22 protein-coding genes and 2 pseudogenes are annotated in these 25,990 nt (G+C 42.1%); 6 read left to right on the forward strand and 18 right to left on the reverse strand.

Going from position 1 to position 25,990, the window contains the following annotated elements; translation table 11 throughout:
* Positions 1–19 precede the first annotated feature (19 nt).
* The 6 genes from pnpS to citZ all read right to left on the reverse strand — a co-directional run bounded on the left by pnpS (position 20) and on the right by citZ (position 6,545).
* A complete protein-coding gene (pnpS, locus tag DER53_RS01210; protein ID WP_062753176.1) occupies positions 20–1,777 on the reverse strand; it encodes a two-component system histidine kinase PnpS in 1,758 nt (585 codons plus the stop codon).
* Complete coding sequence (locus DER53_RS01215; protein WP_062753178.1) at positions 1,770–2,474, reverse strand: response regulator transcription factor; 705 nt, start codon at positions 2,472–2,474, stop codon at positions 1,770–1,772. Before DER53_RS01215 ends, pnpS begins: the two co-directional genes overlap by 8 nt.
* Before the next feature lie 88 nt (positions 2,475–2,562).
* On the reverse strand, positions 2,563–3,033 hold the full coding sequence (locus tag DER53_RS01220) for a MaoC/PaaZ C-terminal domain-containing protein (protein WP_015864777.1): 471 nt from the start codon (positions 3,031–3,033) through the stop codon (positions 2,563–2,565).
* Between the two features lie 83 nt (positions 3,034–3,116).
* On the reverse strand, positions 3,117–4,055 hold the full coding sequence (mdh, locus tag DER53_RS01225) for a malate dehydrogenase (protein WP_015864778.1): 939 nt from the start codon (positions 4,053–4,055) through the stop codon (positions 3,117–3,119).
* A gap of 22 nt (positions 4,056–4,077) precedes the next feature.
* Positions 4,078–5,352 (reverse strand): NADP-dependent isocitrate dehydrogenase, encoded by a 1,275-nt coding sequence (gene icd / locus DER53_RS01230; protein ID WP_171699276.1) that lies wholly within the window; start codon positions 5,350–5,352, stop codon positions 4,078–4,080.
* Positions 5,353–5,426: 74 nt separating this feature from the next.
* Positions 5,427–6,545: a citrate synthase gene (gene citZ, locus DER53_RS01235; protein ID WP_062753180.1), complete on the reverse strand. Its 1,119-nt coding sequence runs from the start codon at positions 6,543–6,545 to the stop codon at positions 5,427–5,429.
* A 367-nt stretch (positions 6,546–6,912) separates the two neighbouring features.
* On the opposite strand from citZ, the gene DER53_RS01240 reads away from it, so the two are divergent.
* Positions 6,913–7,803, forward strand: coding sequence for an ISNCY family transposase (locus DER53_RS01240; protein ID WP_011886641.1), 891 nt, complete (start codon positions 6,913–6,915; stop codon positions 7,801–7,803).
* Positions 7,804–7,862: 59 nt separating this feature from the next.
* On the opposite strand, the gene DER53_RS01245 is transcribed toward DER53_RS01240, so the two are convergent.
* The gene (locus tag DER53_RS01245; protein WP_062679227.1) at positions 7,863–8,318 is read right to left on the reverse strand and encodes a DUF441 domain-containing protein; all 456 of its coding nucleotides are present in this window, start codon (positions 8,316–8,318) and stop codon (positions 7,863–7,865) included.
* Positions 8,319–8,430: 112 nt separating this feature from the next.
* On the opposite strand from DER53_RS01245, the gene ytvI reads away from it, so the two are divergent.
* Positions 8,431–9,549: a sporulation integral membrane protein YtvI gene (ytvI, locus tag DER53_RS01250; RefSeq protein WP_062754959.1), complete on the forward strand. Its 1,119-nt coding sequence runs from the start codon at positions 8,431–8,433 to the stop codon at positions 9,547–9,549.
* Positions 9,550–9,598: 49 nt separating this feature from the next.
* On the opposite strand, the gene DER53_RS01255 is transcribed toward ytvI, so the two are convergent.
* The 7 genes from DER53_RS01255 to dnaE form a co-directional block, all read right to left on the reverse strand.
* Positions 9,599–9,988: an FxsA family protein gene (locus tag DER53_RS01255; protein WP_015864784.1), complete on the reverse strand. Its 390-nt coding sequence runs from the start codon at positions 9,986–9,988 to the stop codon at positions 9,599–9,601.
* Between the two features lie 68 nt (positions 9,989–10,056).
* Complete coding sequence (gene pyk, locus DER53_RS01260; protein WP_062754960.1) at positions 10,057–11,820, reverse strand: pyruvate kinase; 1,764 nt, start codon at positions 11,818–11,820, stop codon at positions 10,057–10,059.
* A 30-nt stretch (positions 11,821–11,850) separates the two neighbouring features.
* Entirely contained in the window at positions 11,851–12,810 is a 960-nt protein-coding gene (pfkA, locus tag DER53_RS01265; RefSeq protein ID WP_015864786.1) for a 6-phosphofructokinase, read from the reverse strand.
* Positions 12,811–12,980: 170 nt separating this feature from the next.
* Positions 12,981–13,958 (reverse strand): acetyl-CoA carboxylase carboxyl transferase subunit alpha, encoded by a 978-nt coding sequence (gene accA, locus DER53_RS01270; protein WP_015864787.1) that lies wholly within the window; start codon positions 13,956–13,958, stop codon positions 12,981–12,983.
* The gene (accD, locus tag DER53_RS01275; RefSeq protein WP_015864788.1) at positions 13,943–14,815 is read right to left on the reverse strand and encodes an acetyl-CoA carboxylase, carboxyltransferase subunit beta; all 873 of its coding nucleotides are present in this window, start codon (positions 14,813–14,815) and stop codon (positions 13,943–13,945) included. The genes accA and accD overlap by 16 nt, the downstream gene beginning before the upstream one ends.
* Before the next feature lie 78 nt (positions 14,816–14,893).
* A complete protein-coding gene (locus tag DER53_RS01280) occupies positions 14,894–15,490 on the reverse strand; it encodes a FadR/GntR family transcriptional regulator (protein ID WP_062679233.1) in 597 nt (198 codons plus the stop codon).
* A 168-nt stretch (positions 15,491–15,658) separates the two neighbouring features.
* Positions 15,659–18,970 carry a DNA polymerase III subunit alpha gene (gene dnaE / locus DER53_RS01285; protein ID WP_062754961.1) on the reverse strand — a complete coding sequence of 1,104 codons (3,312 nt, stop codon included), beginning with the start codon at positions 18,968–18,970 and terminating at the stop codon, positions 15,659–15,661.
* A 108-nt stretch (positions 18,971–19,078) separates the two neighbouring features.
* Between dnaE and ytrH the strand changes: the two genes are divergently transcribed.
* Positions 19,079–19,420, forward strand: a complete 342-nt coding sequence (gene ytrH, locus DER53_RS01290) for a sporulation membrane protein YtrH (protein WP_015864790.1) — start codon at positions 19,079–19,081, stop codon at positions 19,418–19,420.
* Positions 19,417–19,926, forward strand: coding sequence for a sporulation membrane protein YtrI (gene ytrI / locus DER53_RS01295; RefSeq protein ID WP_015864791.1), 510 nt, complete (start codon positions 19,417–19,419; stop codon positions 19,924–19,926). Before ytrH ends, ytrI begins: the two co-directional genes overlap by 4 nt.
* Before the next feature lie 45 nt (positions 19,927–19,971).
* Here the strand turns inward: ytrI and DER53_RS01300 are convergent.
* A pseudogene (locus DER53_RS01300) lies at positions 19,972–20,920 on the reverse strand (DHH family phosphoesterase).
* Between the two features lie 124 nt (positions 20,921–21,044).
* Between DER53_RS01300 and DER53_RS01305 the strand changes: the two are divergent.
* Complete coding sequence (locus DER53_RS01305) at positions 21,045–21,356, forward strand: YtpI family protein (RefSeq protein WP_015864793.1); 312 nt, start codon at positions 21,045–21,047, stop codon at positions 21,354–21,356.
* Positions 21,357–21,381: 25 nt separating this feature from the next.
* On the opposite strand, the pseudogene DER53_RS01310 reads toward DER53_RS01305, so the two are convergent.
* Positions 21,382–22,691, reverse strand: a pseudogene (locus DER53_RS01310) (DRTGG domain-containing protein).
* 127 nt (positions 22,692–22,818) lie between these two features.
* Positions 22,819–23,499 (reverse strand): metal-dependent hydrolase, encoded by a 681-nt coding sequence (locus DER53_RS01315; RefSeq protein WP_062679236.1) that lies wholly within the window; start codon positions 23,497–23,499, stop codon positions 22,819–22,821.
* A gap of 128 nt (positions 23,500–23,627) precedes the next feature.
* Here DER53_RS01315 and DER53_RS01320 point away from each other — a divergent pair, with 128 nt between their 5' ends.
* Positions 23,628–24,722: a M24 family metallopeptidase gene (locus DER53_RS01320; protein ID WP_062754962.1), complete on the forward strand. Its 1,095-nt coding sequence runs from the start codon at positions 23,628–23,630 to the stop codon at positions 24,720–24,722.
* A 71-nt stretch (positions 24,723–24,793) separates the two neighbouring features.
* Here DER53_RS01320 and ald read toward each other — a convergent pair whose 3' ends face one another.
* The gene (gene ald / locus DER53_RS01325) at positions 24,794–25,915 is read right to left on the reverse strand and encodes an alanine dehydrogenase (RefSeq protein ID WP_062754964.1); all 1,122 of its coding nucleotides are present in this window, start codon (positions 25,913–25,915) and stop codon (positions 24,794–24,796) included.
* Positions 25,916–25,990 lie beyond the last annotated feature (75 nt).

Consider the following 25,990-nt stretch of genomic DNA (forward strand, 5'->3'; position numbering starts at 1 on the left):
TTTCGTCCTCACCTTTCCACTAATCGAACTGCATTTGTTTCGGAAAATGCACCGTAAATGTCGTTCCTTTTCCGACCGTGCTTTTTACCGTAATATGACCGTGATGTGCTTCCACTAAATGTTTTACAATGGCCAGCCCCAAACCAGTCCCGCCGGAGTTGCGGCCTCTTGCCTTATCCACACGGTAAAACCGCTCAAAAATGCGTGGGATCTCCTGTTCATCAATGCCGATCCCTGTATCTTTTACGTGAACGAGAATTTCTTTTTCTTTTTCCTCTATCATTAATTCCACTTTTCCGCCTTTCGGTGTATACGTTAAAGCATTTGTAATTAAATTAATAAATATTTGCTTAATGCGGTTCGCATCTCCTTCCATATATACCAATTTTGGCGCATGCAAATAAAAATCAATCCCTTTTTCTTCGGCCTTTTGTTGAAACATGACGGCAATTTCACGCAAAAGATCCGCAAGATCCACCGTTTCCAAATGAAGTCGAAATCCTTGCTGCTCTATTTTCGACAAATCGAGCAAATCTTGCACTAACGTTTGCAATCGTTCGCTTTCTTTCCAAATAATCGACAAAAAATACTCCAGCGTTTGTTCATCTTTCATCGCGCCATCAAGCAATGTCTCAGCAAACCCTTTAATCGACGTAATCGGTGTTTTTAATTCATGGGATACGTTCGCAACAAAATCTTTGCGCATTTGTTCTAGTTTTTTCAGTTCAGTAATATCATGGAAAACAAGAACAATCCCTTTCCATTCATCATTCGTTCCAATAATTGGGGCACCGTATACTTCAAAATGCTTTCGATCAATCCCGATCGTCAGCAACAGCTGTTTGCGAATTTTTGTTTCTTTCATAAAAATTTCATTTACAAGTTGAACAATTTCTTTATGGGCAAACGCTTCTGTATACGGCCGGTATAAATAATCAACCGGATGAATATGGAAACTCTCTTTAAAGGCGCGGTTAATTAAATTGATATATCCCCGGCTATCGATCAAAATGAGCCCAATTCCGACGTTTTCAATCAGTGTATGCAAACGGTCTGTTTCCATTTCCCGCGCCTTGCTTATCTCTTGCAAATTGCGGGCAAGCCGGTTAATAGAATGGACGAGCATTCCTGTTTCATTATTTTTTACATGCGGAACTCTCGCTTTATAATTCCCTTTTGCCAATTCAAATGCCACTTTTGTTGCTGCTTCGATCGGTTTCATATATTGATCAGCTATTTTTAGCCCTAACAAAATAATGACAATAAGTGCTGTACCTAAACTGCTAATTAATACCCCCCAAATTTGCTGAGTCACTTTTTTTAACGAATTGGTCGGGGAGCTTAAAATGACATATCCCGCGTTTTTCCCGTTTTTTGTAAAAGGAACGATATAGTAATAGACATCATCTGTTTTTTCAATAACGGAAAATTGATTTAATTGGTTTCTCCGCAAAATATTGCGAATGATCTGTTCATGGTCTTCATCGCTAATATGAGCAACATGTCCTGTATCAAACAACGTTTTTTCATGGTTATCTAATATGGTAATACGTGACGATAACGCTTCGCTCATCTCTTGTAAATCTTGGCGAATTCGATCAAGTGATTCATTTTTTAATAAAATGGCAATTGCTTTTGCTTCCTTTTCCATTCGTATATTCATAGTTTCCACATAAAAGTCTTTAAACAACTGCCCAAGCAATATACCGAGACAAATCAATACCGTGACAATTAATGTCACAAGTCCAAACAATAGACGCGATCGGAAGCTAGTCATTCCGCTTTGGCCCCTCTAGTTTATATCCAAGCCCTCTTATTGTTTTAATATATATAGGTTTTTTTGTATCTTGTTCAATTTTTTCACGCAAATGGCTGATGTGAACATCGACAATACGAGTATCCCCAGCAAAATCATAGTTCCATACCGAACTTAGCAGTTGATCCCTCGTTAATACTCGACCTTTATGTTTTGCTAAATAAACAAGCAGTTCAAATTCTTTTGGAGTCAGCTCAAGCCGCTCCCCACGAAAATATGCCTCATAGCTGTCAGGAAGAATCTTTAAATCTCCGATGACTATTTCTTTTGTTTCCATTTCTCCATTAGAAAGCTGCGTGCGCCGCAAAATCGCTTTTACTCTCGCTACTACTTCACGCGGACTAAACGGCTTTGTCATATAATCATCAGCGCCGAGTTCAAGCCCAAGCACTTTATCAAATTCATCATCTTTCGCCGTCAACATTAAAATCGGTGTCATCACTTTTTGCTGGCGCAATTGTTTACATACTTCCACCCCATCGAGCTTTGGCAGCATCAAATCAAGAATAATAAATGCTGGCTGTTCGAAAGCTACCTTTTCTATTGCTTCCTCGCCGTCATTTGCGGTCACAACCGTAAAACCCGCTTGTTCCAAATTGTATGTTAAAAGTGTGACAATCGATTGCTCATCATCAACGACTAATACTTTTTTACACATATACGCCCCCACCACATCAATAATATTATTCGTTTTTATCATACCATAAACATGCAAAAAACCGCCTCAAATAAGGCGGTTTTTTCATTTAAAAATTTTCTAATGCCCAGCTATCCAATGTTGGCAGTGCATACGGCGGACAGACGGATAAAGTACCTTCTAACACTTTTTCTGATTCTTGACGTATCGCTTCGACAGCAATCGCAATATGATGGCATTCTTCATCTATTTCCGTCACTTCAAACAAAAATTGCAATTGTTCATAATGGTAAACCGGCTTCAGAAAATGAATTTCCTGCTTTGTAATATGGCTTCCCGGTCCCGGCAAATATTTCGAAATAGCCGATGTGATCATACCTGTCAGCATCACCGCTGGAACAATCGGCTTTTTAAACGGTGTCTGTGAAGCGTAATCGTGTTGAATGTATAACGGATTCGCATCATCTGTTAATCCAAGATAAAGCAATAAATCTTTATCTTCCATTTTGGCGTTAATTACTAATTTTTCCCCGACCGTGATTTCTGATATATTTCTCCCTAGTTTTCGTTTTCTCAGCACTTAAAACACCCCTTTGTTTAGAAAGCGCTTTCAATAAATATGTGGCAAAAATTCGGGGGATTCCCGAATTTTTGCCTTTGCCATTATTCTAATACTCTCATCACGTTTTTGACAGATTCGACGGATTTGGCAAGCGCCGCTTTTTCTTCTTCAGTAAGCTCTAGTTCGATGACTTTTTCGATGCCGTTTCCGCCTAAAATCGTCGGCACACCCAAGTAAATGCCTTCGTAACCGTATTCGCCTTCAAGATAAGCGATTGCTGGAAGAATGCGGCGTTGATCTTTAATAATCGCTTCCACCATTTCTGCAAGCGATGCAGCAGGAGCGTAATAAGCACTTCCATTGCCCAATAAGTTCACGATTTCACCGCCGCCTTTGCGAGTGCGTTCCACAATCGCGTCTAGGCGGTCTTTCGGAATTAATTTTTCGAGCGGAATGCCGCCAGCATAGGAGTAACGAACGAGCGGCACCATGTCATCACCATGTCCTCCTAATACAAAACCAGTAACGTCTTTCACAGAAATATTCAACTCTTGTGCAACAAACGTGCGAAAACGAGCTGTGTCTAATACGCCAGATTGACCGATTACCCGGTTTTTCGGAAATCCAGATTCTTTAAATACCGTATATGTCATCGCATCAACAGGGTTCGTCAATACGATAATATAGCAATTCGGCGAATATTTGACGACTTCTTTTGTTACTTGTTTCATAATTTTTTGGTTTGTTGTAACAAGATCGTCGCGGCTCATGCCTGGTTTGCGCGCGATCCCTGCTGTAATAACAACAATATCGGAATCGGCAGTATCCGCATAATCGGAAGTGCCGATAATATTTGCATCAAAACCTAGCACTGGACTTGATTCCAACATGTCCAACGCTTTTCCTTTTGTCGGATTTTCCAATTGTGGAATATCGACAAGAACGACGTCTCCTAGTTCTTTTTGCGCCAAAATAAATGCGGTGGTTGCTCCGGTAAATCCCGCACCGATCACTGAGATTTTTTTGCGTTTCATTGTCATTTTTCCCCATCCTCTCCCAGTTTTATTCCATATTCCGGATGAGTGCGTCAGCGAATTCTGAACATTTTACTTCCGTAGCGCCCTCCATGAGACGAGCAAAATCGTATGTAACGATTTTTGCGGCAATCGTTTTTTCCATTGCTTTGACAATGAGTTTTGCCGCTTCGTTCCAGCCGAGATGCTCAAACATCATCACACCAGATAAAATGACCGATGATGGGTTCACTTTATCCAATCCTGCATATTTCGGAGCCGTTCCGTGAGTAGCTTCAAAAATGGCATGCCCTGTTTCGTAGTTAATGTTTGCTCCCGGAGCGATACCAATGCCGCCAACTTGTGCTGCTAACGCGTCAGAAATATAGTCGCCGTTTAAGTTCATCGTTGCAACCACATCAAATTCGCGCGGACGCGTTAAAATTTGTTGTAAGAAAATATCGGCAATGACGTCTTTGATAATAATTTTTCCGGCTTCTTCTGCTTCCGCCAGCGCCTTGTTCGCTGCTTCTTTTCCTTCTGTTTCGACAATGCGGTCATATTGCGCCCACGTAAATACTTTGTCGCTGAATTCTTCTTCTGCTAATTCATAGCCCCAATTTTTAAACGCGCCTTCCGTAAATTTCATAATATTTCCTTTATGAACAAGCGTAACCGATTTTCGCCCGTGTTCAATCGCATAGTTGATTGCGGCGCGCACTAACCGTTTCGTTCCTTGTTCGGAAATTGGCTTAATGCCGATACCAGAAGTTTCTGGGAAGCGGATTTTGCGAACGCCCATTTCATTTTGCAAGAAATCAATCACTTTTTTCACTTCTGGTGTCCCTTTGGCATATTCAATTCCAGCATAAATATCTTCCGTGTTTTCACGGAAAATGACCATATCTGTATCTTCTGGACGTTTTACCGGAGAAGGTACACCTTTAAAATAACGGACCGGACGCAAGCAAACGAATAAATCCAACTCTTGGCGAAGCGCTACGTTCAATGAACGAATTCCCCCGCCAACTGGAGTCGTCAGCGGACCTTTGATCGCGATTATGTATTCCCGAATAGTATCAATGGTTTCTTGTGGAAGCCACTCGCCGGTTTGTTTGTACGCTTTTTCCCCTGCGAGAACTTCTTTCCAAACGATTTTCTTTTCCCCTTTATACGCCTTTTCTACTGCTGCTTCCAACACACGAGATGCGGCAGCCCAAATGTCTGGACCTGTCCCATCCCCTTCAATAAATGGAATAATTGGATTGTTTGGTACATTTAACACACCATTTGTTACAGTAATTTTTTCACCTTGCGCCACCATAACAACCTCCAAATATATTTTGTTAAAGGTGAGAATAATTATATCTTCTCACCTTTTATAAACTATAAACATAATCAGCCGCGTTGTTCAATCGGCACATATGCCCTTTTTGCCGGACCTGTGTATTCCGCGCGCGGACGAATGAGACGATTGTTATCGTATTGTTCTAAAATATGGGCAAGCCATCCAGACATACGGCTTACTGCAAAAATCGGCGTAAATAAGTCATGATCAATTCCTAAGCAGTGATAAACAGATGCCGAGTAAAAATCAACGTTTGGTGGCAGTGATTTTTCGGAAGTAACAATTTCTTCAATTCTCGCTGACATTTCATACCAATGTGGTTCACCAACAAGCTTCGTTAATTTTTCCGACATCTTTTTCAAATGTTTCGCACGCGGATCGCCCTTTCGGTAAACGCGATGGCCAAAGCCCATGATTTTTTCTTTATTTTCTAACTTTTTGTAGATATATGATTCTACATTATCAATCGTTCCAATTTCTTTTAACATTTTCATAACTGCTTCATTTGCGCCCCCGTGAAGCGGTCCTTTCAACGCTCCAATCGCCGCTGTCACACCAGAGTAAACATCTGATAATGTCGCTACGCAAACACGCGCAGTAAATGTCGATGCGTTTAATTCATGATCCGCATGTAAAACAAGCGCTTTGTTAAACGCTTCAACAGCCGTTTCATTTGGTTCTTTGCCTGTCAACATGTAAAGGAAGTTAGCTGCAAATCCTAAATCTTTTCTTGGCTCGACAGGCTCCAACCCTTTGCGGACGCGGGCGAATGCTGTAACAACTGTAGGAATTTTTGCTTGCAAACGAATCGCTTTGCGATAGTTTGCTTCTTTTGTCATTACATCTGCTTCTTCGTCGTATAGCCCTAACATAGAAATCGCTGTCCGCAATGCTGCCATCGGATGAACTTTGTCGATTGGATACTGTTTAAAATGTTCAATAATTTCTTTCGGAATTGCCGCATTTTCCGCCAATTGCTGTTTTAGCTCTTCCAACTGTTGTCTCGTCGGAAGTTCACGATGCCAAAGCAAATAAATAACCTCTTCGAACAAAGCGTTTTCTGCCAAATCATCAATGTCATAGCCTACGTATGTTAGCGTGTCATCAATAATCGAGCTAATGCTTGACGTGGTTGCCACAACCCCTTCTAGACCGCGTGTAACTGTCATCGTGATCTCTCCTTTTCTTTAAAATTCCCCTTCTCTCAATTGCAATTTATACGATATGAGAGCGAGCGCTTGCTCGAAATAAAAGTAAAAAAAGTTTAATGTAGAAAGTGCTTACATTTTATAATATATTCCCTGTTGTCCGCCGCCTTTTGCTAGAATAAAAAGCGGCAGCGGGGATGCCGCTAAATAGGCTTACGTCTATATTATAAACAATTATCTGACTTTTGTGAATCCAAAACCTCTTATTCTTTAAAGAACGTGTTGCAAAACGCATAACGAATGCATAAATGCACATAAAAAATCCACCACCTTGGAAATCATATACAGTGATCAAAAAAAAACAACTCTCCAAGGGGTGGACACTATTATGATTTCCAATTGGAACAGCGAACATGCATGGACTTATGAAATTGACCCAATTTTAGAAGCATTATTTCGGTATATCGACTCGCTATCATTGCCGGAAACACCGTATGTGACAGGAAGACCGCCGGTGTCGAAAAAATCGTTGTTGAAATGTTTCTTTTTGAAAACCTATTTTTCCATTGATTCCTTGCGAAAATTAGTGCGCATCCTGCAGCGTTTTCGCTGTTTTCAACGGGCCTGTGGGCTTGGTGAAGTCCCTCACCTTTCTACGTTTTCCCGTGCGGCGAAGTGGTTCCGGGAACAAGGATTTCCTGTTTTTCATGCACAGCTGCTCAAAGATCTAGAAGTACGTTATCCGCAAATCGTGCTTATCGACAGCACAGCCCTTCGAAGCAGTCTTTACGATTCACAGGCGAAATGGGGAGTGTCCACCCGATATCACTGGTTTAAAGGATATAAACTCCATCTCTGCACCACCGCCGAGGGAATCATTTTATCTCATGTGTTGACCACAGCGAATCGAAATGATGCGGCAGTAGCACCAGAATTGCTTGTTTCTTTAAAGCAGTGGGATATCGAATTTGTATTGGGCGATGCCGCGTATGACAGTGAAAAGGTTCGTCAAACAGCAGAGCAGTCAGGAATCCTATTCATTTCCCCTATCAACCGCCGCAATAGCGAGGAACGAAAAGATGCCTATGGCCGGGTTCTTCCTGTCTTTTTGAAAACGAGATTTGGCCAATGGCTGTTTGGACTTCGTCGTGAGATTGAACGAGTATTTAATGAGTTAAAGAGTGACGGGTTGGAACAGCCAAGATGGTATGGATTTCATCGATATGTACTGCATGTGTTATGTTGCATCCTTATGCATAACTTCGAGTTTTTACTCTAGTTTTGCAACACCATCTTTAAATATTATTACAAAAAAATAAATTCGGTTTAAATAACTATTTAAAAATATTCTATCACTTTCATCACCATATAAGCAATCCCCGCACCGATTAGTGGACCGACAGCAACGCCATGAAAAAGCGACACTGCAATAATCGTCCCAAATACGAGAGCAGCCGTCATATGCGGGTCCGTTGCCAATAATGTGACTCCACCTTTCGCGACTAATGCGACAAAGATTCCTGATAATAGCGCGATCCAAGCCGAAAGCGACTGCAGTGATGCGATTAATTGTCTAAAACCAATCTCTCCCGTAGCAATCGGCGCCAATACAGCAATCGTGATCACCGTAACTCCCCAATGAATTCCTTTTTCATGGACGATAGGCAGCCACTTTTCTCCCATCCCGACCATTTTAATAATTAATAAAATAGCAACCGCAATCATTAATGATTGGTTTTTGGCAATAAATCCGATAATAAATAAAATAAGTAAAAACAATATTGGTTCGCTCACTAACTCTCTTCCTTTCTTTAATTAAAATATTCAGAGCGTGAAACCTTCTTCTTTGCGTATACGTAATGAAATCTGTAATATATAACTATGGAAAATTTATGGAGGTGAAACATTGTCCCGCCATCACTTATATAGCTTTCTTCGCTTTTTGTTTGTGATCGCTGTAGTTATATTCGGATCAATGGCTCTTTATTATGTATCCACCGTTACATATCCATTTATTATTGCGTTTTTTATTGCTTTCTTGATCAATCCGTTAGTCGATTTTCTAGAAACAAAAACGAAAATGCCAAGATGGCTGGCAGTGATTGTAACATTAATTGTACTATTCGCAATCGTTGCTGGTCTTGTTACTTTACTGATTGCGGAAATTGTTTCAGGTACACAATACTTGGCAAATGTTGTACCAGAGAATTTCCAAAAATTAATTACGTATATGGAAACATTAGTTGCCCAACAAATCATTCCTCTTTATAATGATTTAGCTGTTTTATTTAAAAATTTAGATGCTAGCCAGCAAGATACGATTATAAATAATATCCAAGCGGTAGGTACACAAATAGCAACAACGGTCGGGCAATTTATTCAACATGTGCTTCAGAACATTCCACTGCTGCTCGCTTGGCTTCCAAACGCTGCTACCGTCTTTATTTTTTCACTATTAGCTACATTCTTCATTAGCAAAGATTGGTATCGGCTTACTGGAATCGCCCAAAAAATTTTGCCAGCAAAAGCACGCAAGAGTGGAAAAACAGTATTTCTCGATTTAAAGAAAGCATTATTTGGTTTTATTAAAGCTCAAGCTACGCTTATTTCGATTACAACGGTAATCGTTTTGATTGGATTGTTAATTCTTCGTGTCAATTATGCGATTACCATTGCGCTTATTATTGGGATTGTAGATATTTTACCGTACTTAGGAACGGGAATTGTCTTTGTTCCTTGGATTATTTATGCGGCGGTAAGCGGTGATGTACCGTTTGCCATCGGGTTGGGCGTACTTTATATTGTCGTCCTCGTTCAACGACAAATCATGGAGCCAAAAGTATTATCGTCATCAATCGGACTTGACCCGCTTGCTACATTAGTGGCATTATTTGTCGGATTTAAATTAATCGGGTTCCTAGGATTAATTATTGGACCTGTTACACTTGTCATTATCCGTACGTTGCACAGCGCCAACGTATTTCGTGATATTTGGAATTTTATTATCGGAAAGCCAACAACATAAACACAATCAAAGAGAAAAGAGCCTTTCAACACACGGAAAGGCTCTTTTTTCATCTATAAATGCGAAAAAACATTTTTGTATCAAACAATGATTTTAACCAACGGGCGATATACGGCTTAATCATGGACCGGGTAGCAGGAAGAAGAAGAAAGACCCCAGCGATATCACTAAAAAAGCCTGGTGTTATGAGAAGTACTCCACCGATGAGCACACAAATGCCATCGAGTATCGCTCCGCTTGGAAGACGTCCATAGAAAAACTCTCGTTTGGCTTCTTCAACAACGGCTAGCCCTTGTTGTTTTGCAAGCCACACTCCTATCATTCCGGTCAGCATGATCAATGCGACCGTTGACCAAATGCCAATAAGTTTGCCGGAAAGAATAAACAGCCCGATTTCCAAGGCAGGAATAACGATAAACATTCCGATAAACCATTTCATTTCTTTCTTCTTCCTTTCAGAAAAAAGAATAAAAACAGAGAAAATTTCTTCTCTGTTTTTATTATACCTTACAGCACGCTTGCATGTCCTTGATAAACAGCTCCAAATCCAGCATCAACTGTAATTTCCTGCCCATCTTTTAAAATCGATGTAGCATTTTCTACACCGACAATAACAGGAATGCCGAGACTTAAACCAACGACTGCAGCGTGGCTTGTTAATCCGCCTTCCTCGGTAATAATCGCTGCCGCTTTTTCCAATGCTTCCATCATATCCGCATCTGTGCTACATGTTACTAAAATTCCGCCTTCTACCATTTTATTGATTGCTTCCTCTGCCGTTTTCGCAATAATCGCTTTTCCAAAAGCAGACTTACGACCGATTCCTTGCCCTTTTGCGATAATGTCACCGATGACATGCACTTTCATTAAGTTCGTCGACCCCGTTTCTCCTACTGGAACTCCCGCGGTAATGACGACTAAATCACCGTGTTTTACTACTCCTGATTTTACCGCAGCTTCCACGGCAATATCAAGCATTTCATCGGTTGTGTTCGCTTGTGGAGCTACTTGCGAATATACTCCCCATACGAGCGCCAATTTCCGCGATACAGATTCACTGGCAGTAACAGCAACGATTGGCGCCTTTGGACGATATTTTGACACCATATATGCCGTTCTTCCACTTACTGTTGGCGTTACGATTGCCGCCACGTCTAAATTTAAAGCCGTATGCGCAACAGACTGCCCAATTGCATCTGTGATTGTCGTCGCGCTTTCTTTTGTCCGCTGTGCTAATATTTCCCGGTATTGCAACGCTTGTTCGATACGCAGCGCAATTTGATGCATGGTTTTTACTGCTTCTACTGGATAGTGCCCTGCCGCTGTTTCTCCAGATAACATCACCGCATCTGTCCCATCAAAGATCGCATTCGCGACATCGCTTGCCTCGGCCCGCGTCGGTCTCGGATTTCGCTGCATCGAATCTAACATTTGTGTGGCTGTAATAACCGGTTTACCAAGCATATTGCATTTTTTAATAAGCGCTTTTTGGATAAGCGGCACTTCTTCGGCTGGAATTTCCACCCCAAGATCGCCGCGCGCCACCATTAGTCCATCTGTAACCTCTAAAATATCATCAATATTATCCACGCCTTCTTGATTTTCGATTTTCGCAATGATTTGAATATGAAGCGCGTTGTTTGCCTCAAGCAATTCACGGATTTCTAATACATCGGAAGCGCGCCGCACAAAGGAAGCAGCGATAAAATCAACACCTTGCTCAATACCGAATAAAATATCTTGGCGATCTTTGTCCGTAATACCTGGCAAATTGACGCGGATACCAGGCACATTGACTCCTTTTTTGTTTTTCAATACACCGCCATTCAATACTTTCGTCACGATTTCGCGCGCTTGTTTATCGACTGAAATCACTTCTAATCCGATTAGACCATCATCGAGGAGAATTTTTGCACCAGAGGTGACGTCATCGACCAGTCCTTCATACGTAACCGAAATTTTTTCCGGTGTTCCAAGCACTTCCTCCATCGAAATAATCAGCTGTTCTCCTTCTTTTAGCTCAATTGCCCCGTTTTCCATATTATGCGTACGGATTTCCGGTCCTTTTGTATCTAATAAAATCGCTACCGTTTTTCCCGTTCGTTTTGCCGCTTCCCGAATGTTTTGAATGCGACGCCCGTGCTCAGCATGGTCACCGTGAGAAAAATTTAAGCGCGCTACATTCATCCCGGCATGGATCAATTCTACAAGCTTGTCCACACTTTCGCTTGCAGGACCGATCGTACAGACGATTTTTGTTTTCCGCATCATCATTTCTTCTTCCTTTCCACAGGAAATATACTAGATGGATAGCTCTTTCGATAACAAATACATTTTTTGGTCAACGGTATGTTTGTTTGCTAATGCTTCCACAATATCATGGTCGACAAGCTGATTATTTTGGATGCCGACGCAGCGGCCGCCTTTGCCTTCTAACAATAGCTCTACTGCCCGTGCACCTAAGCGGCTGGCTAACACACGGTCAAACGCGGTTGGAGAACCGCCGCGCTGAACATGTCCCAACACTGTGACGCGCGTTTCAAATCCTGTCGCTTCTTGAATTTTCTTTCCAAACTCGACTCCGCTTCCGACACCTTCAGCAACGATAATAATACTATGTTTTTTGCCTCGTTCATGACCACGCTTTAACCGTGCAATAACATCATTCATATCGTAATCGGCTTCTGGAATCAAAATCGTTTCTGCACCTCCAGCAAGCCCTGACCATAACGCAATATCCCCAGCATGACGCCCCATTACTTCAATCACATATGTTCGTTCATGCGATGTAGCAGTATCACGAATTTTGTCAATCGCGTCAATCACCGTGTTTAAAGCCGTATCGAAACCAATCGTAAAATCTGTTCCAGGAATGTCATTGTCAATGGTTCCTGGCACCCCGACACAAGGAAATCCGTGCTCTGTTAATTTTTTGGCACCTTGATAAGAACCATCTCCACCGATGACGACTAATCCTTCAATCCCGTGTTTTTTCAATTGTTCAATCCCTTTTAACTGCCCTTCTTCTGTCTTAAATTCCGGACAGCGCGCCGTATACAGTATTGTACCTCCGCGATGGATAATATCGCCGACATCCCCTACTTCTAATTTTTTAATTTTCCCAGCAATCAAGCCAGCATACCCATAATAAATTCCAAATACTTCTACTCCATGATAAATCGCCTTACGGACGACAGCGCGAATCGCTGCATTCATACCTGGTGAATCTCCGCCACTTGTTAACACACCTATACGTTTCATGTTGCCACCTCATTCGCTCATTGTTTCACAAAACATTTAAAAACGTCTGACCTCATACCTTTAAAACACATCTATAAAATAACACGAAGCATAACAGAACACAATAGACAAGTTTATTGAAACGGCTTACAATATAACAAAGCTGCCCCATAGATGAGACAGCCTTGCTCTTATCTTACCCAAATGTCATCACGAGAAAACGCAAATTGCCCGATCTGTTTAAATTTTTCATATCGCTGTTGAACAAGCGTTTCCCCATCAAGCTTTAAGAGCTGCTTTAGCGATCGTTTCAGCACTTTATCAATTTCCGCCGCTTGTTGGTCCACATCGCGATGGGCACCGCCGCGGACCTCCGGAATAATTTCATCAATCACCCCAAGTTCTTTTAAATCATTCGCTGTAATTTTCATCGTTTCCGCTGCGCGTTGGGCAAGCGACGCATCTTTCCATAAAATCGCAGCGGCTCCTTCTGGAGAGATCACAGAGTAAGTAGAGTTTTCCAGCATATGAATATGATTGCCAACGCCGAGCGCAAGCGCGCCGCCGCTTCCCCCTTCACCAATAACGATGCAAACAATCGGTACCGTAAGTCCTGCCATCTCAAATAAATTTCTGGCAATCGCTTCGCTTTGCCCGCGCTCTTCCGCTGCTTTTCCGGGATATGCCCCTTTTGTATCAATAAAACAAATGATTGGCCGTTGAAATTTTTCCGCCTGTTTCATCAGACGCAATGCTTTTCGATATCCTTCTGGATGCGGCATTCCAAAATTACGTCGAATATTTTCTTTCGTGTCTTTTCCGCGCTGATGACCAATGACTGTCACAGGCAGACCGTCATATTTGGCGATCCCTCCAACAATTGCCTCATCATCTCCAAAACAGCGGTCACCATGGCATTCCAAAAAATGAGTAAACAGCCGCTCAATGTAATCAAGCGTTGTCGGACGATTCGGGTGACGCGCAATTTGAACGCGGTCCCATGGAGTTAAATTCGCATATATGTCATTTTCCAATTTTGCAAGGCGCGCTTCCAATTTTTCAATTTCCGATGAAAGGTCTACATCTGTGCTTTTCATAAATTCTTTTAACTCACTAATTTTTTTGCGCAATTCTATAAGCGGCTTTTCAAATTCTAACTCTGCCACCATCCGTGTCCCCCTCCTCCTTGATGAATATCAAGCACGGTCGTTAATGTATCTTTTAAATCATGGCGATGAATGACGGCATCAAGCTGCCCGTGTTTTAATAAAAACTCTGCCGTTTGAAAGTCTTCTGGAAGTTCCTCCCTTACCGTTTGTTGAATCACGCGTCGGCCCGCAAAGCCAATGAGCGCTCCTGGTTCTGCAAAATTATAGTCTCCCAGCGAGGCAAAACTTGCGGATACCCCTCCGGTAGTCGGATGTGTCATCACCGAAATAATAAGACCGCCCTCATCGCTGAACAATTTTAAAGCGGCGCTTGTTTTGGCCATTTGCATTAAACTTAATACTCCTTCCTGCATGCGCGCGCCGCCGGAAGCCGTAAAAATAAGAAATGGTACATGGAGCTCTCTCGCTTTTTCAATCGCTCTCGTAATTTTTTCACCAACAACAGAACCCATGCTTCCCATCCGAAACGCCGAATCCATCACAGCGATCACAATCGGGTATCCATTTAACGTTCCTTCGCCAGTAATGACCGCTTCGTTTAGGTTCGATTTGCGGCGGTCTTCTTCGAGTTTTTCTATATATCCTGGAAACTGCAATGGATTCACTGACACCATATCCGCATCATATTCATGAAAACTTCCTTCGTCTAACAAGCTATTAATTCGTTCACGGGACGGCATCGTATGATGATAGCCGCAGCTCATGCAAACCCTCAAATTTTTTACCAGTTCTTTCGTATACATAATTTTTTTGCACTTGGGGCATTTTGTCATAATTCCTTCTGGAACTTCACTTCTCACTTTTTCGGAAGGAATCGATGCATATTTCTTCTTTTTTGTAAATAAGTCTTTCCACATGAGGTGCTCCCTCCTCCACTTTTTCACTCTATCATTACTACTGTATCGGAAATGAGTAATATTTTTTGTAAAACGGTGTCATCTTTCTTTCGACAATCGATGTTGCGTATATGTTTCCCAAATTTTCGCCACAGCGGCAACATCCCGCTTCGCAAACGCTTTTAGCATCTGTTCATAAAATTCATCTGGAAATGCATCCTCATCATAGATTGTTTGCGAAAAGTTATGGAGCACGCGCCAAATCCGTTCGAGCAAATAGTTTTGTGAAGCTACTGTCACCCATTTGAAAAAAAGCTCATAACTGATCGTTTTTTGTCGAACGCTTTTTTCAAGTTGAGCCAGTTCCTGTTCTGTCCATCGTTGGCAAGCAAGCTGCAAACAAAGCTGTTCTATAAGCCTTTTCGTTTCCGCTAAATCTTCTTTTGCTCGCTCATCTTGTAAAATAAACATTCCGAGTAAATTAATAAGCTGATGATTCCCAACTTCTTTGATATACGTTCCTTCTCCTCTTCGCGTTTCAATTAAGCCGAGAAATTCAAGCGCTCTTAACGCCTCGCGCACAGAAGAGCGACCGACTTGCAGACGCTCTGATAATTCTCGTTCAGAAGGTAGTTTATCGCCGGCGACAAGTCCGTCTTCGCGAATGATCCGGCGGATTTGTTCGAGCGTTTCAATGTATACTTTTGCGTCTTTTACTTGTTACCCCTCCCTGCATGCTTGCTCTATGCATTGTTCAGGAAATTCTAACGAAATCATGTATTTCTTTCCTCCAATTTCCATCACTGGTCTGACCACTTAATGCTTATACGATATAACAAAATTGAAAAATAGTAAAGAAATAAATTATTTTACTACAATATGTTCATCCCCTAGCAGCGCTTTCAATGAAGCGATACATTCATCTGTTAAAGCGACATCATATTCTTCCGTAAGCTTCACCATCTTTTGCTCTTGCTCGTAATATAGAAAGACAGGCGTTTTTCCATGATATTTTTGCAGCAGCTCTTTTAGCGTAAACAATTTTCCAGACGCTATATGTTCCGGACGAATTTTTACATAAAGCGCCTCCATCGCAGGTACGTCTGCTTTGCGAATGACTAGCTGCGCTTTCCCTTTACGAACCTCTACTTTTCCTTCTAATAACCGCACTGTTCCCTTTTTTAAAACTGAAGAATAACGACGATATACATCTGGAAACGCAACCACATCCATTTCCCCGCTTTCATCACTAACCGTAAAGAAAGCCATTTCCTCTCCTGTTTTCGTACGTGTTTTTCTCTCTTCCACAATATATACACCCACTTTAACAGGAAAGTCCGTTTTTTCCCTTATTACACTCATGACTGAGCGGACACCATCCAAACGGAACACCTTCCGATAAGCAGATGTTGGGTGAGGAGAAACATAAACACCGAGCAATTCTTTTTCGTACATTAACTTTTCCTCTAATGACAAAGAAGGTGCTTCTACATATTTTGGCTTCAATGATATATCTGAAAATAATCCTTCTTCGACATACGGACCAACAAGCTGCGCATGTTCTAAAGCAACATCGACGCTTGCTAATAATGATGCTCTTTCGATTCCAAATTCATCAAAGCAGCCTGACAAAATAAGAGATTCTATCGTTTTTCGGTTGATGCCTTTTCCGAATAAGCGAACACAAAAATCAAAAAAGTCCGCAAAAGGCCCCTTTTTTCGCTCTTGTACAATCGCTTTGACTGCCGCTATTCCAACATGTTTAATCGCGGCTAAACTGTAGCGAATCTTTTCATGCTCCACTGAGAAAGAATAACGGCTTTGATTAATCGAAGGCGGCAATATTTCAATCTGTTTTCGTCTTGCTTCATAAATATATAAAGATACTTTTTCTTCGTCTCCGATCACGCTCGTTAATAATGCTGTATAAAAATAAAGCGGATAATGGGCTTTTAAATAAGCAAGTTGGTAGGAAAGCATGCTATAAGCAACGGCATGACTTCGGTTAAACCCATAATTAGCAAAACGGACAATCATATCATATACATCATTTGCAAACCCTTCGTCATAACCTTGGTCGATACAGCCTTGTACGAACTCATTCCGCTGTTGATCTAAAATTTCTTTTTTCTTTTTCGCGACTGCCCGGCGCAATAAATCTGCTTTTCCTAGCGAAAAACCGGCAATGTTCGCAGCGATTTGCATAATTTGTTCTTGATAAATAAGAACACCATATGTCGGCGCTAAAATCGGCGCTAAATCTGGATGAAGATAAGAAACGTTTTCTTCTCCGTGCTTTCTCTTTATATACGAAGGAATGTAATCGATCGGTCCAGGCCGATATAACGCGTTCACCGCCACGATATCCTCAAATTGTGACGGCTTCAATTGCTTTAATACCTGCTTCATCCCATCCGACTCTAACTGAAAAATTCCATTGGTGTCTCCCTTGCTGACCAGCTCGTATGTTTTGCGGTCATCAAGCGGAATGGAACGCACATCGATGGTTTTTCCAGTTTGTTGCTGAATAAGACGGCATATATGTTCAAGCAATGTTAACGTGCGCAAGCCAAGAAAATCCATCTTTAATAGACCTAGCCGCTCTAACACGTCCATCGGGTATTGCGTTAAATACAATTCACCATGACCTTGCTGCAACGGAACGATTTGGGAAAGCGGCTCACTGCTAATAATCACACCCGCCGCATGTGTCGAAGTATGGCGCGGAAGTCCTTCAACCTTCATTGCGATTGCAATCCATTGTTTCAACAAGGAAGAAGCTTGAACCGCTTGGCGAAAAGCAAATGATTGATGATATGCTTCTTGAAGCGTTATTCCATGTTTGTTAGGAACATACTTGATGATGTTTTCCATCTCTTTCGAATCAATCTGTAACACTTTGCCAATGTCTCGGAGGGCCGCTTTAGCGCCAAACGTACCGAATGTAATGATTTGCGCCACATATTGTTGTCCATACTTATTGGCGACGTATTGAATAACTTCTTCACGCCGGTCATCGGGAAAATCAATATCAATATCCGGCATCGACACCCGTTCTGGATTTAAAAACCGCTCAAATAATAGCCCGTATTGAATCGGATCGATGTCTGTAATATAAAGTGTATACGCGACAAGCGATCCTGCTGCCGACCCTCGCCCTGGACCCGTAACAATCCCTTTTTTTCGAGCGAAATTCATAAAATCCCAAACGATAAGAAAATAATCGCTGAAATCCATTTGCTGAATGACATCGAGTTCATATTCAAGCCGTTTGATGTAAGCATCAGAAGGGGACGAAACTCGTTCATATAGTCCTTTCAGACAAAGGCGCCGCAAATAATGATCTGCGTTTTCCTTTTCTGGAACAGGGTATTTCGGCAGCTTTAATGTGTCCAAGCTGATATGAAGATGGCATTGATCCGCGATTTTCCTGCTGTTTTCCACCGCCTCAGGCAAATCAGAAAACCGCTTTTTCATTTCCTCTGGCGATGTTAAATATCGTTCTCCATCTGTCGCCATCCCCGTTTTTATCACCGCGCCTTGTTTGATCGCTAATAAACAGTGCTGCACAAACGCATCTTCTTTTTCAATATATTGAACATCGTTTGTTGCCACAAGCGGGGTATTGGTTTCGTTGCTTAAATGAATCAACTGCTGCTCATACGGTTCTTGCTGCTTATTTTCTCCTCGCTGTACGGAAAGGTAAAAATCATCTCCAAAAATTTGCTTATATCGTTCTAACACTTGCTTTGCCTTTGTTATTTCGTTATGGGCAAGCAATGTTTCAATTTGCCCGCTTTTTCCTGGGGTTAGTGCAATTAATCCGCCACGATAATGCCATAACCATTTTTCTGGAATTCCTTCTTGTGTTTTCGTTTGAATCGTACTGCTTATTTTTATTAAATGCTGATAGCCTGTTTCGTTTTTTGCTAATAAAACGAGCGGATATGTGCTTTCCCCCTCCAGCACAATGTCTGTGATCATCCCAATAATCGGCCGAATACCGTAACGTTTACATTCCATATAAAAAGGAATTGCTCCGTACAATACGTTTTCATCTGTTAATGCCAGTGCAGAAAATTGCAGGTCTTTTGCCTTTTTTACCAAATCGCTGATTTTCGCTGGACTTGTTAACAGGCTGTAACAGCTGCGAACGTGAAGGTGAACAAACGACAACAATCTCCCCCTCCTTTTCCTCCATTATAGTGGACAAAACTTTTTCATTGCAAAACATACTCTTCCTCGATCGTCCATATACATAGTAAAAGAAAGGGTGGGACGAGTATGAGCGAAAAGATGCCATTTTTGCCTGCTTTTATTCAAAGTTATTTTATTGCTGTCGGCGTGCTGTTAGGCGGTGCGATGATCGGGGCGCTCGGCGCGTTTTTAAGCGGAGAACAGCCGCTTACGGCAATGTATCGATTTGCCGGTGATTTGCGAATTTGGGCTGTGGTTGCTGCCATTGGAGGAACGTTCGATACGTTTTATATGGTAGAACGGGGATTCTTTTTTGGGGAAACTCGCGACATTATTAAACAGTTTCTTCTCATTCTTTCCGCGATGGGAGGCGCGCAGACAGGCGTTACCATTATTACTTGGCTGACACAGGAGCATATTTCTTCATGAGAATCCCGCCTCATTACAACTATCCAACATGGCAGCGTTTTTTTGCCGGCGTTGCGATCGGAGCGCTCATCAGCTGGTTTGTTTTTTTACATTTATTCGGCGTCTTGCAAGAAAAACAAGTTCGAAAAATCATCGAACTTCAAGACAAAATTGCCGATTTGGAAGATGAAATCCGCATTTGGCAAGAAGACTACGTCAAACAGAATAAAATAAACAAAAAAAAATTGATGGTACAAGAAATTTCTGTCCACCTCGTCAACGCGGAGCAATATAAACTTGACTCTTATACGACGTTTCGCATTGAAGAAAGCGTAAAGGAGGATGTTTCCCACTTAAAAGCAAAAGATATCGAAACCGTTTATAACAGCCGGGAGTTGCTAAAGCGGGCTATTGAAAATAAAACATACACCATCAACGAGCAACCGTATAAGCTGGAAATTTATCAGATGTTCGTCTTTACTACTTTATCGATTGAACTAAAATTAAAACCGCTGCCTTCCTCATAAAGAGAAAATGTCCCGGATCTTGCCATACCGGGACATTCCTTCATTTTATTGAGAAAGACACGCTGCTTTCAAATCTTCAATGACGCGGTCCGCATCATCCCAAGAATCAATCGAAGCGCCTGCGGCAAGCGGATGGCCGCCGCCGCGATATTTTTTCGCTACTTCATTGACAATTGGGCCTTTGGAACGAAGGCGGACGCGAATTTCTTTCTCTTCCTCGATAAAAAATACCCATGCGACAACTCCTTCGATATTGCCAAGAAGGCCAACTAACTGCGATGCTTCGGAAGCAGTAACGCCATATTGCTCAAGCAGCGATTTCGGCATTTTTATCGCTGCCACTCCTTCTTTCGATACCGTAAAATTTTGCAGCACATATCCACTTAAATGCGCCACATTCAACTTCGTACGATACAATCCATCATATAGCTCCGTCAATGAAAATCCATATTGAATCAGTTCGCTTGCATAACGAAACGTTTTTTTCGCTCGTTCTTGGGAAAAGGAAACGGCCTGTATCTCCGACAATCCCCGCGTAAATAAGACGTGCCGCTTCTTTTGTCATCACAAGTCCTTCTTCTTTACCAGCTAAATAAAATTCATAAATCATTTCGCTTGTGGAACTTGCGTTTGTATCTACCCATAATATGTCTCCATATGGGTCTTCGTTTGGATGATGGTCAATTTTAATCAATTGTTTGCCAAGCCGATAACGATCATCGCAAATCCGATCTGTATTTGCCGTATCACAAACAATCACGAGCGCATTTTCATATGTTTTGTCTTCAATGACATCCATCCGCCGTAAAAATTGCAACGACTCTTCTTCCTTCCCAACCGTATACACCGTTTTTTCTGGAAAAGAGGCTTTCAAAATCTCCGCCAATCCCCCTTGTGACCCATACGCATCAGGGTCTGGGCGCACGTGGCGATGAATGATGATTGTATCAAATTGATGGATCGCTCTTAAAATTTCCAAACATTTCTCTTTCATCTTTCTTCCCCTTTTTTGCGGCTGTATTTTTTTTCATTATACGCGAACAAGAAAGGTCATTGCTAGAATTCTTCCTCATTTCTATGTACAATAAGGTAGAAAGAAATAATGGAGGGTGCTATTTATGCCAACACTCGTGATTTTCATTATATTTTCCTTTTCTTTTTACGTCTATTATAAAATAAAGTATTTTCGCTCCCACCGTCCGATGGAACGACGTTGGCTTTCCGCCAAATCAAGCATTGCTCTCGGTCTATTCGTGTTCTTTTTCGGATTAAATCAGTTTTTTCTCCATTCTTCCACCGTCACCTATATTATCGGTACTATTTTCTTGCTAATTGGCGCCGGAAGCGCGTGGGCGGGCTATCGCGCCTATAAGCATTATTTGCCTCTCGTTTTGGAAGAAGCAAAACAAACAGCAAAAAACGGGGCGTAAATCGCGTCCCGTTTTGATACGACTTCTAACGGTCAATTAATTGACACATCATTAGCGCTTTTCCAACGACGACACCTTCGTTATACACTTCCACATCGACTTTTCCAAATTTCCGTCCAATTTCTAGCAGTTTCGCTTTCACATCGATCGTGCTTTCGATTTGCACTGGTTTAATAAAATAAATCGTAATATTTTCAATCACTAAATCTCCGCGTTTATATGCCCGAAGCGCACGCGTAGCCGCTTCCGTCACAATCGTTGTAAATACTCCATACGATAGTGTTCCTAAATGATTCGTCATTTGCGGAGTAATCGTGCAGCGAAACATCTCCTCTTTCCCGTCACTATTGGCTTCCTGAAATTGGCTTGTAATAATATCATCAATGGTTTCACCAACTTGCGGCTGGCGTTGAATCATCTGAAGCGCTTTTAATACGTCTTGGCGGCTAATAATTCCTTGAAGCCGGTTATGTTCGTCAACAACTGGCAATAATTCGATGCCTTCCCATACCATGATATGGGAAGCGGAGGCGACCGATGTCTTTCCTTTTACCGTGATCGGGTGCTTTGTCATCGCCTTTTCAATCGGCAATTTTCGGTCAAAATCAAGCACATCTTTTGTAGTAACAACTCCTTGTACTTTTAACTGCTGATCCACAACCGGAAACCGGCTATGTCTTGTTTCACGATTGAGCTCATACCAACGTTCAATCGGATCGGTCGTATATAAATATGCTGTTTTTTCAAGCGGTATTAAAATATCTTCGACAAGAACAATTTCCTTTTTAATTAACTGGTCATAAATCGCTCGGTTAATCATCGTCGCTACTGTAAACGTATCGTAGCTTGTCGAAATAATCGGGAGCTGTAATTCGTCTGCTAATTTTTTTACATGGTCTTCCGTATCAAATCGCCGGTGATTAATACGGCTGCTCCGGCTTCGAGCGCCCGTTCATGCGCTTTCGTACGGTTTCCAACAATCAACAAATCGCCAGCGCCCGTATAGCGCATCATCGCTTCCAACTGCATCGCGCCAATAACGAACCGGTTCAGCGTTTTGTGCAATCCTTCACGCCCGCCTAACACTTGCCCATCAACAATGTTTACCACTTCTGCATACGTAAGTTTTTCAATATTTTCTTTCCTCTTCTTTTCAATCCGAATCGTACCGACCCGTTCAATCGTGCTCACATACCCTTTATTTTCCGCGTCTTTAATGGCGCGATAGGCGGTTCCTTCACTTACCCCCATTTCTTTCGCAATTTGCCGCACAGAAATTTTTTCACCGACCGGTAAACTATGAATATATTGCAAAATTTGTTCGTGTTTTGTCATCGCCAAGTTTCTTCACCCTTTACATAGTCTCCTATTTTCATTATACGGGTGGAGCAAATTCAATTCAATGAAACGACCAAACACACTTGTTCCTAAAAAAGCGCCTCCATAAGAGACGCTTTTTCATTTATAATTCAATACCTTCTCCTGGTTTTAATACACGTCCTACGCCATCGGGAAGCAGCGCAACAAATTGGTGAGGATCTTGGGCGATGACCGGGAACGTATTGTAGTGAATCGGCACGACTATTTTCGCGCGAAGCCATTCCGCCGCAACCGCAGCATCTTCCGGCCCCATTGTGAAATTATCTCCGATCGGCAAAAATGCGACATCAATAGAATTGCGCTCACCGATCAGTTTCATATCCGAAAACAACCCCGTATCTCCAGCGTGATAAATCGTTTTGCCTTCGGCGGTGAATAAAATTCCAGCCGGCATACCCAAATAAATAATTTGCTTGTCCTCTGTCACATAACCGGAACCATGGAACGCTTGCGTTAATTTCACTTTTCCAAAATCAAATTGATGCGCTCCCCCGATATGCATCGGGTGGGTATTTACTCCTTGCCATCCTAAATATGTAGCTAATTCAAAAGGAGCAACGACGAGCGCGTTATTTTTCTTAGCCAGCTGCACTGTATCCCCAACATGGTCGCCATGACCATGAGTAAGCAAAATGACATCTGCTTTCACATCTTCCAATTTTAAATCTGTCGCGCCGTTACCTGTAATAAATGGATCAATAAAAATCGTTTTCCCGTTTGTTTCAATTTTTACGACGGAATGTCCATGATATGTTACTTTCATGATCATCCTCTCCTTTCATCATTATTATTCGCGGTGGTGGATGCATTTCCCTGCCCATACGCTTATAAACATTTACATTTTCTTATATTCCTGCTACTCTCAAAGTATATAGAAAGGAAGGGTGCAGAATGAACAAACGACTTCAATTATTTTCCGAGTGGCTTCAAGAACAACATATTTCATTTGCGCTTATTACGTCAAGTCCGAACGTCTTTTATTTAAGCGGGTTTTATTGCGACCCTCACGAGCGGCTTTTAGCGTTGCTCATCTTTCCGCAAGAAGAGCCGGCATTAATTTGCCCGCAAATGGAAACGGCACGCGTAAAACAAGCTGGATGGACATACGAAATTATTGATTACACCGATACAGACAATCCATGGCAGCTGCTTGAGCATCATGTTCGCTCAAGAAATATTGCTGTAGAGCGAATTGCTGTCGAAAAAAGCCATCTTTCTCTCGAACGATACGAACTGCTTCATACCTATTTCCAAGCGCGTTCATGGATAAACGCGGAAGAAAAGCTGCGGCAATTGCGAATGATCAAAGAGGAGAAAGAAATTGCCGTATTGCGCCAGGCGGCAGAACTTGCAGACTATGCTGTCGAAGTAGGAGTAAACGCAATTGCCGAAGGGAAAACAGAACTAGATATTATCGCAACCATCGAATACGAAATGAAGAAAAAAGGCGTACGGGAAATGTCGTTTGCCACGATGGTACTGACCGGCAAAAACACCGCTAACCCACACGGTGTGCCGGGACTGACAGCCATTCAACGTGGTGATTTTGTTCTATTTGATTTAGGCGTCATTGTGGACGGCTACTGCTCTGATATTACAAGAACGGTCGTCTTCGGTGAAGCGACAGAGGAACAGCAAATGATTTATGATACGGTTCTGCGCGCGCAGCTTGCGGCGATTGATGCCTCTAAACCAGGCGTGGAAATCGGCAATGTCGACCGAGCCGCAAGATCGATTATTGAACAGGCAGGATATGGTCCATATTTTACACATCGCGTCGGCCATGGTTTAGGCATCGAATTACATGAATATCCATCTATGAATGCAACAAATACGATGCCGCTAGAGCGCGGTATGACGTTTACCATTGAACCGGGCATTTATGTTCCTTCTGTCGGCGGGGTGCGTATTGAAGACGATGTGTTCATCACCGATAACGGTGCAGAAATTTTAACGAAATATCCAAAAGAGCTTATAATCGTTTAAAGACAGATAAATAAAAGAAGCGGTCTTTCGGGATGTTGCCGAAAAGGCCGCTCTTTTTGCCGAAAACAAGATTATGATTGTTGCAGCAATGTTTTCGCATCTTTATAAGGCAATCCATGTGCCTGCGCTACCGCCTCATACGTAATATAACCGTTCAACGTATTAATTCCTTTCAACAACGCTTCGTTTTGCAAACAAGCTTCTCGATATCCTTTATTAGCGATTTGCAGCGCGTAAGGTACGGTAACGTTTGTCAGCGCAAATGTTGACGTTCTTGGCACCGCACCAGGCATATTCGCTACTGCGTAATGAACAACTCCATGTTTCACATAGATTGGATCATCATGGGTTGTAACGCGATCGGTCGTTTCAAAAATTCCTCCTTGATCAATAGCAATATCCACAAGAACAGAACCTGGTGACATCGAACGAATCATTTCTTCTGTGACGAGTTTTGGAGCTTTCGCTCCTGGAATTAACACCGCACCAATCACTAAATCAGACTGTTGCACTGATTCGGCAATATTATACGAATTTGACATTAACGTCGTCACACGATCCCCAAATAAATCGTCGAGCTCGCGGAGCCGATCTGGATTAATATCTAAAATCGTCACTTCCGCTCCAAGACCAACTGCCATCTTCGCCGCATTGGTTCCAGCAACCCCGCCGCCGATAATCGTTACTTTTCCGCGGCGCACTCCTGGTACACTTCCTAATAAAATTCCTTTCCCGCCATGCGGTTTTTCTAAAAACTGCGCTCCCACTTGTACGGACATTCGCCCCGCCACTTCACTCATTGGAGTTAATAATGGAAGCGAGCCATTTGGCAACTGCACCGTTTCGTAAGCAATTCCGACTACTTTTTTTTCGATTAATTCTTTCGTTAGCGCTTCTTCCGCCGCTAAATGTAAATACGTAAATAAAATAAGACCTTCGCGAAAGTAAGAATACTCTTGTGGAAGCGGCTCTTTCACTTTCATGACCATTTCGGACGACCACGCTTCTTGCGCCGATGAAACAATCGTTGCTCCTGCTTTTTCATATTCTTCATCGAAAAATCCTGAACCAAGCCCCGCTCCTTTTTCTATATATACCTCATGTCCTGCTTTCACTAATGTCATTACTCCGGCCGGTGTGATCGCTACTCTGTTTTCGTTATTTTTTATCTCTTTTGGAACACCGATTTTCATTGCAACGAATTCCTCCTAGCTCATTTGCTTACTATAACATATTATTTTGTTAATAAAAGGTGAGATCATCATTAC

It is taken from the genome of Parageobacillus toebii NBRC 107807 (assembly GCF_003688615.2).
Classification (GTDB): domain Bacteria; phylum Bacillota; class Bacilli; order Bacillales; family Anoxybacillaceae; genus Parageobacillus_B; species Parageobacillus_B toebii.

Excerpts from the sequence above, each read along its gene's own strand:
- pnpS (WP_062753176.1), bottom strand. The coding sequence starts at position 1,777 with ATGACTAGCTTCCGATCGCGTCTATTGTTTGGACTTGTGACATTAATT.
- DER53_RS01215 (WP_062753178.1), bottom strand. The coding sequence starts at position 2,474 with ATGTGTAAAAAAGTATTAGTCGTTGATGATGAGCAATCGATTGTCACA.
- mdh (WP_015864778.1), bottom strand. The coding sequence starts at position 4,055 with ATGACAATGAAACGCAAAAAAATCTCAGTGATCGGTGCGGGATTTACC.
- icd (WP_171699276.1), bottom strand. The coding sequence starts at position 5,352 with ATGGTGGCGCAAGGTGAAAAAATTACTGTAACAAATGGTGTGTTAAAT.
- citZ (WP_062753180.1), bottom strand. The coding sequence starts at position 6,545 with ATGACAGTTACACGCGGTCTAGAAGGGGTTGTGGCAACCACGTCAAGC.
- DER53_RS01240 (WP_011886641.1), top strand. The coding sequence starts at position 6,913 with ATGATTTCCAATTGGAACAGCGAACATGCATGGACTTATGAAATTGAC.
- DER53_RS01255 (WP_015864784.1), bottom strand. The coding sequence starts at position 9,988 with ATGAAATGGTTTATCGGAATGTTTATCGTTATTCCTGCCTTGGAAATC.
- pyk (WP_062754960.1), bottom strand. The coding sequence starts at position 11,820 with ATGATGCGGAAAACAAAAATCGTCTGTACGATCGGTCCTGCAAGCGAA.
- pfkA (WP_015864786.1), bottom strand. The coding sequence starts at position 12,810 with ATGAAACGTATAGGTGTGTTAACAAGTGGCGGAGATTCACCAGGTATG.
- accA (WP_015864787.1), bottom strand. The coding sequence starts at position 13,958 with ATGGTGGCAGAGTTAGAATTTGAAAAGCCGCTTATAGAATTGCGCAAA.
- accD (WP_015864788.1), bottom strand. The coding sequence starts at position 14,815 with ATGTGGAAAGACTTATTTACAAAAAAGAAGAAATATGCATCGATTCCT.
- ytrH (WP_015864790.1), top strand. The coding sequence starts at position 19,079 with ATGAGCGAAAAGATGCCATTTTTGCCTGCTTTTATTCAAAGTTATTTT.
- ytrI (WP_015864791.1), top strand. The coding sequence starts at position 19,417 with ATGAGAATCCCGCCTCATTACAACTATCCAACATGGCAGCGTTTTTTT.
- DER53_RS01305 (WP_015864793.1), top strand. The coding sequence starts at position 21,045 with ATGCCAACACTCGTGATTTTCATTATATTTTCCTTTTCTTTTTACGTC.
- DER53_RS01315 (WP_062679236.1), bottom strand. The coding sequence starts at position 23,499 with ATGAAAGTAACATATCATGGACATTCCGTCGTAAAAATTGAAACAAAC.
- DER53_RS01320 (WP_062754962.1), top strand. The coding sequence starts at position 23,628 with ATGAACAAACGACTTCAATTATTTTCCGAGTGGCTTCAAGAACAACAT.
- ald (WP_062754964.1), bottom strand. The coding sequence starts at position 25,915 with ATGAAAATCGGTGTTCCAAAAGAGATAAAAAATAACGAAAACAGAGTA.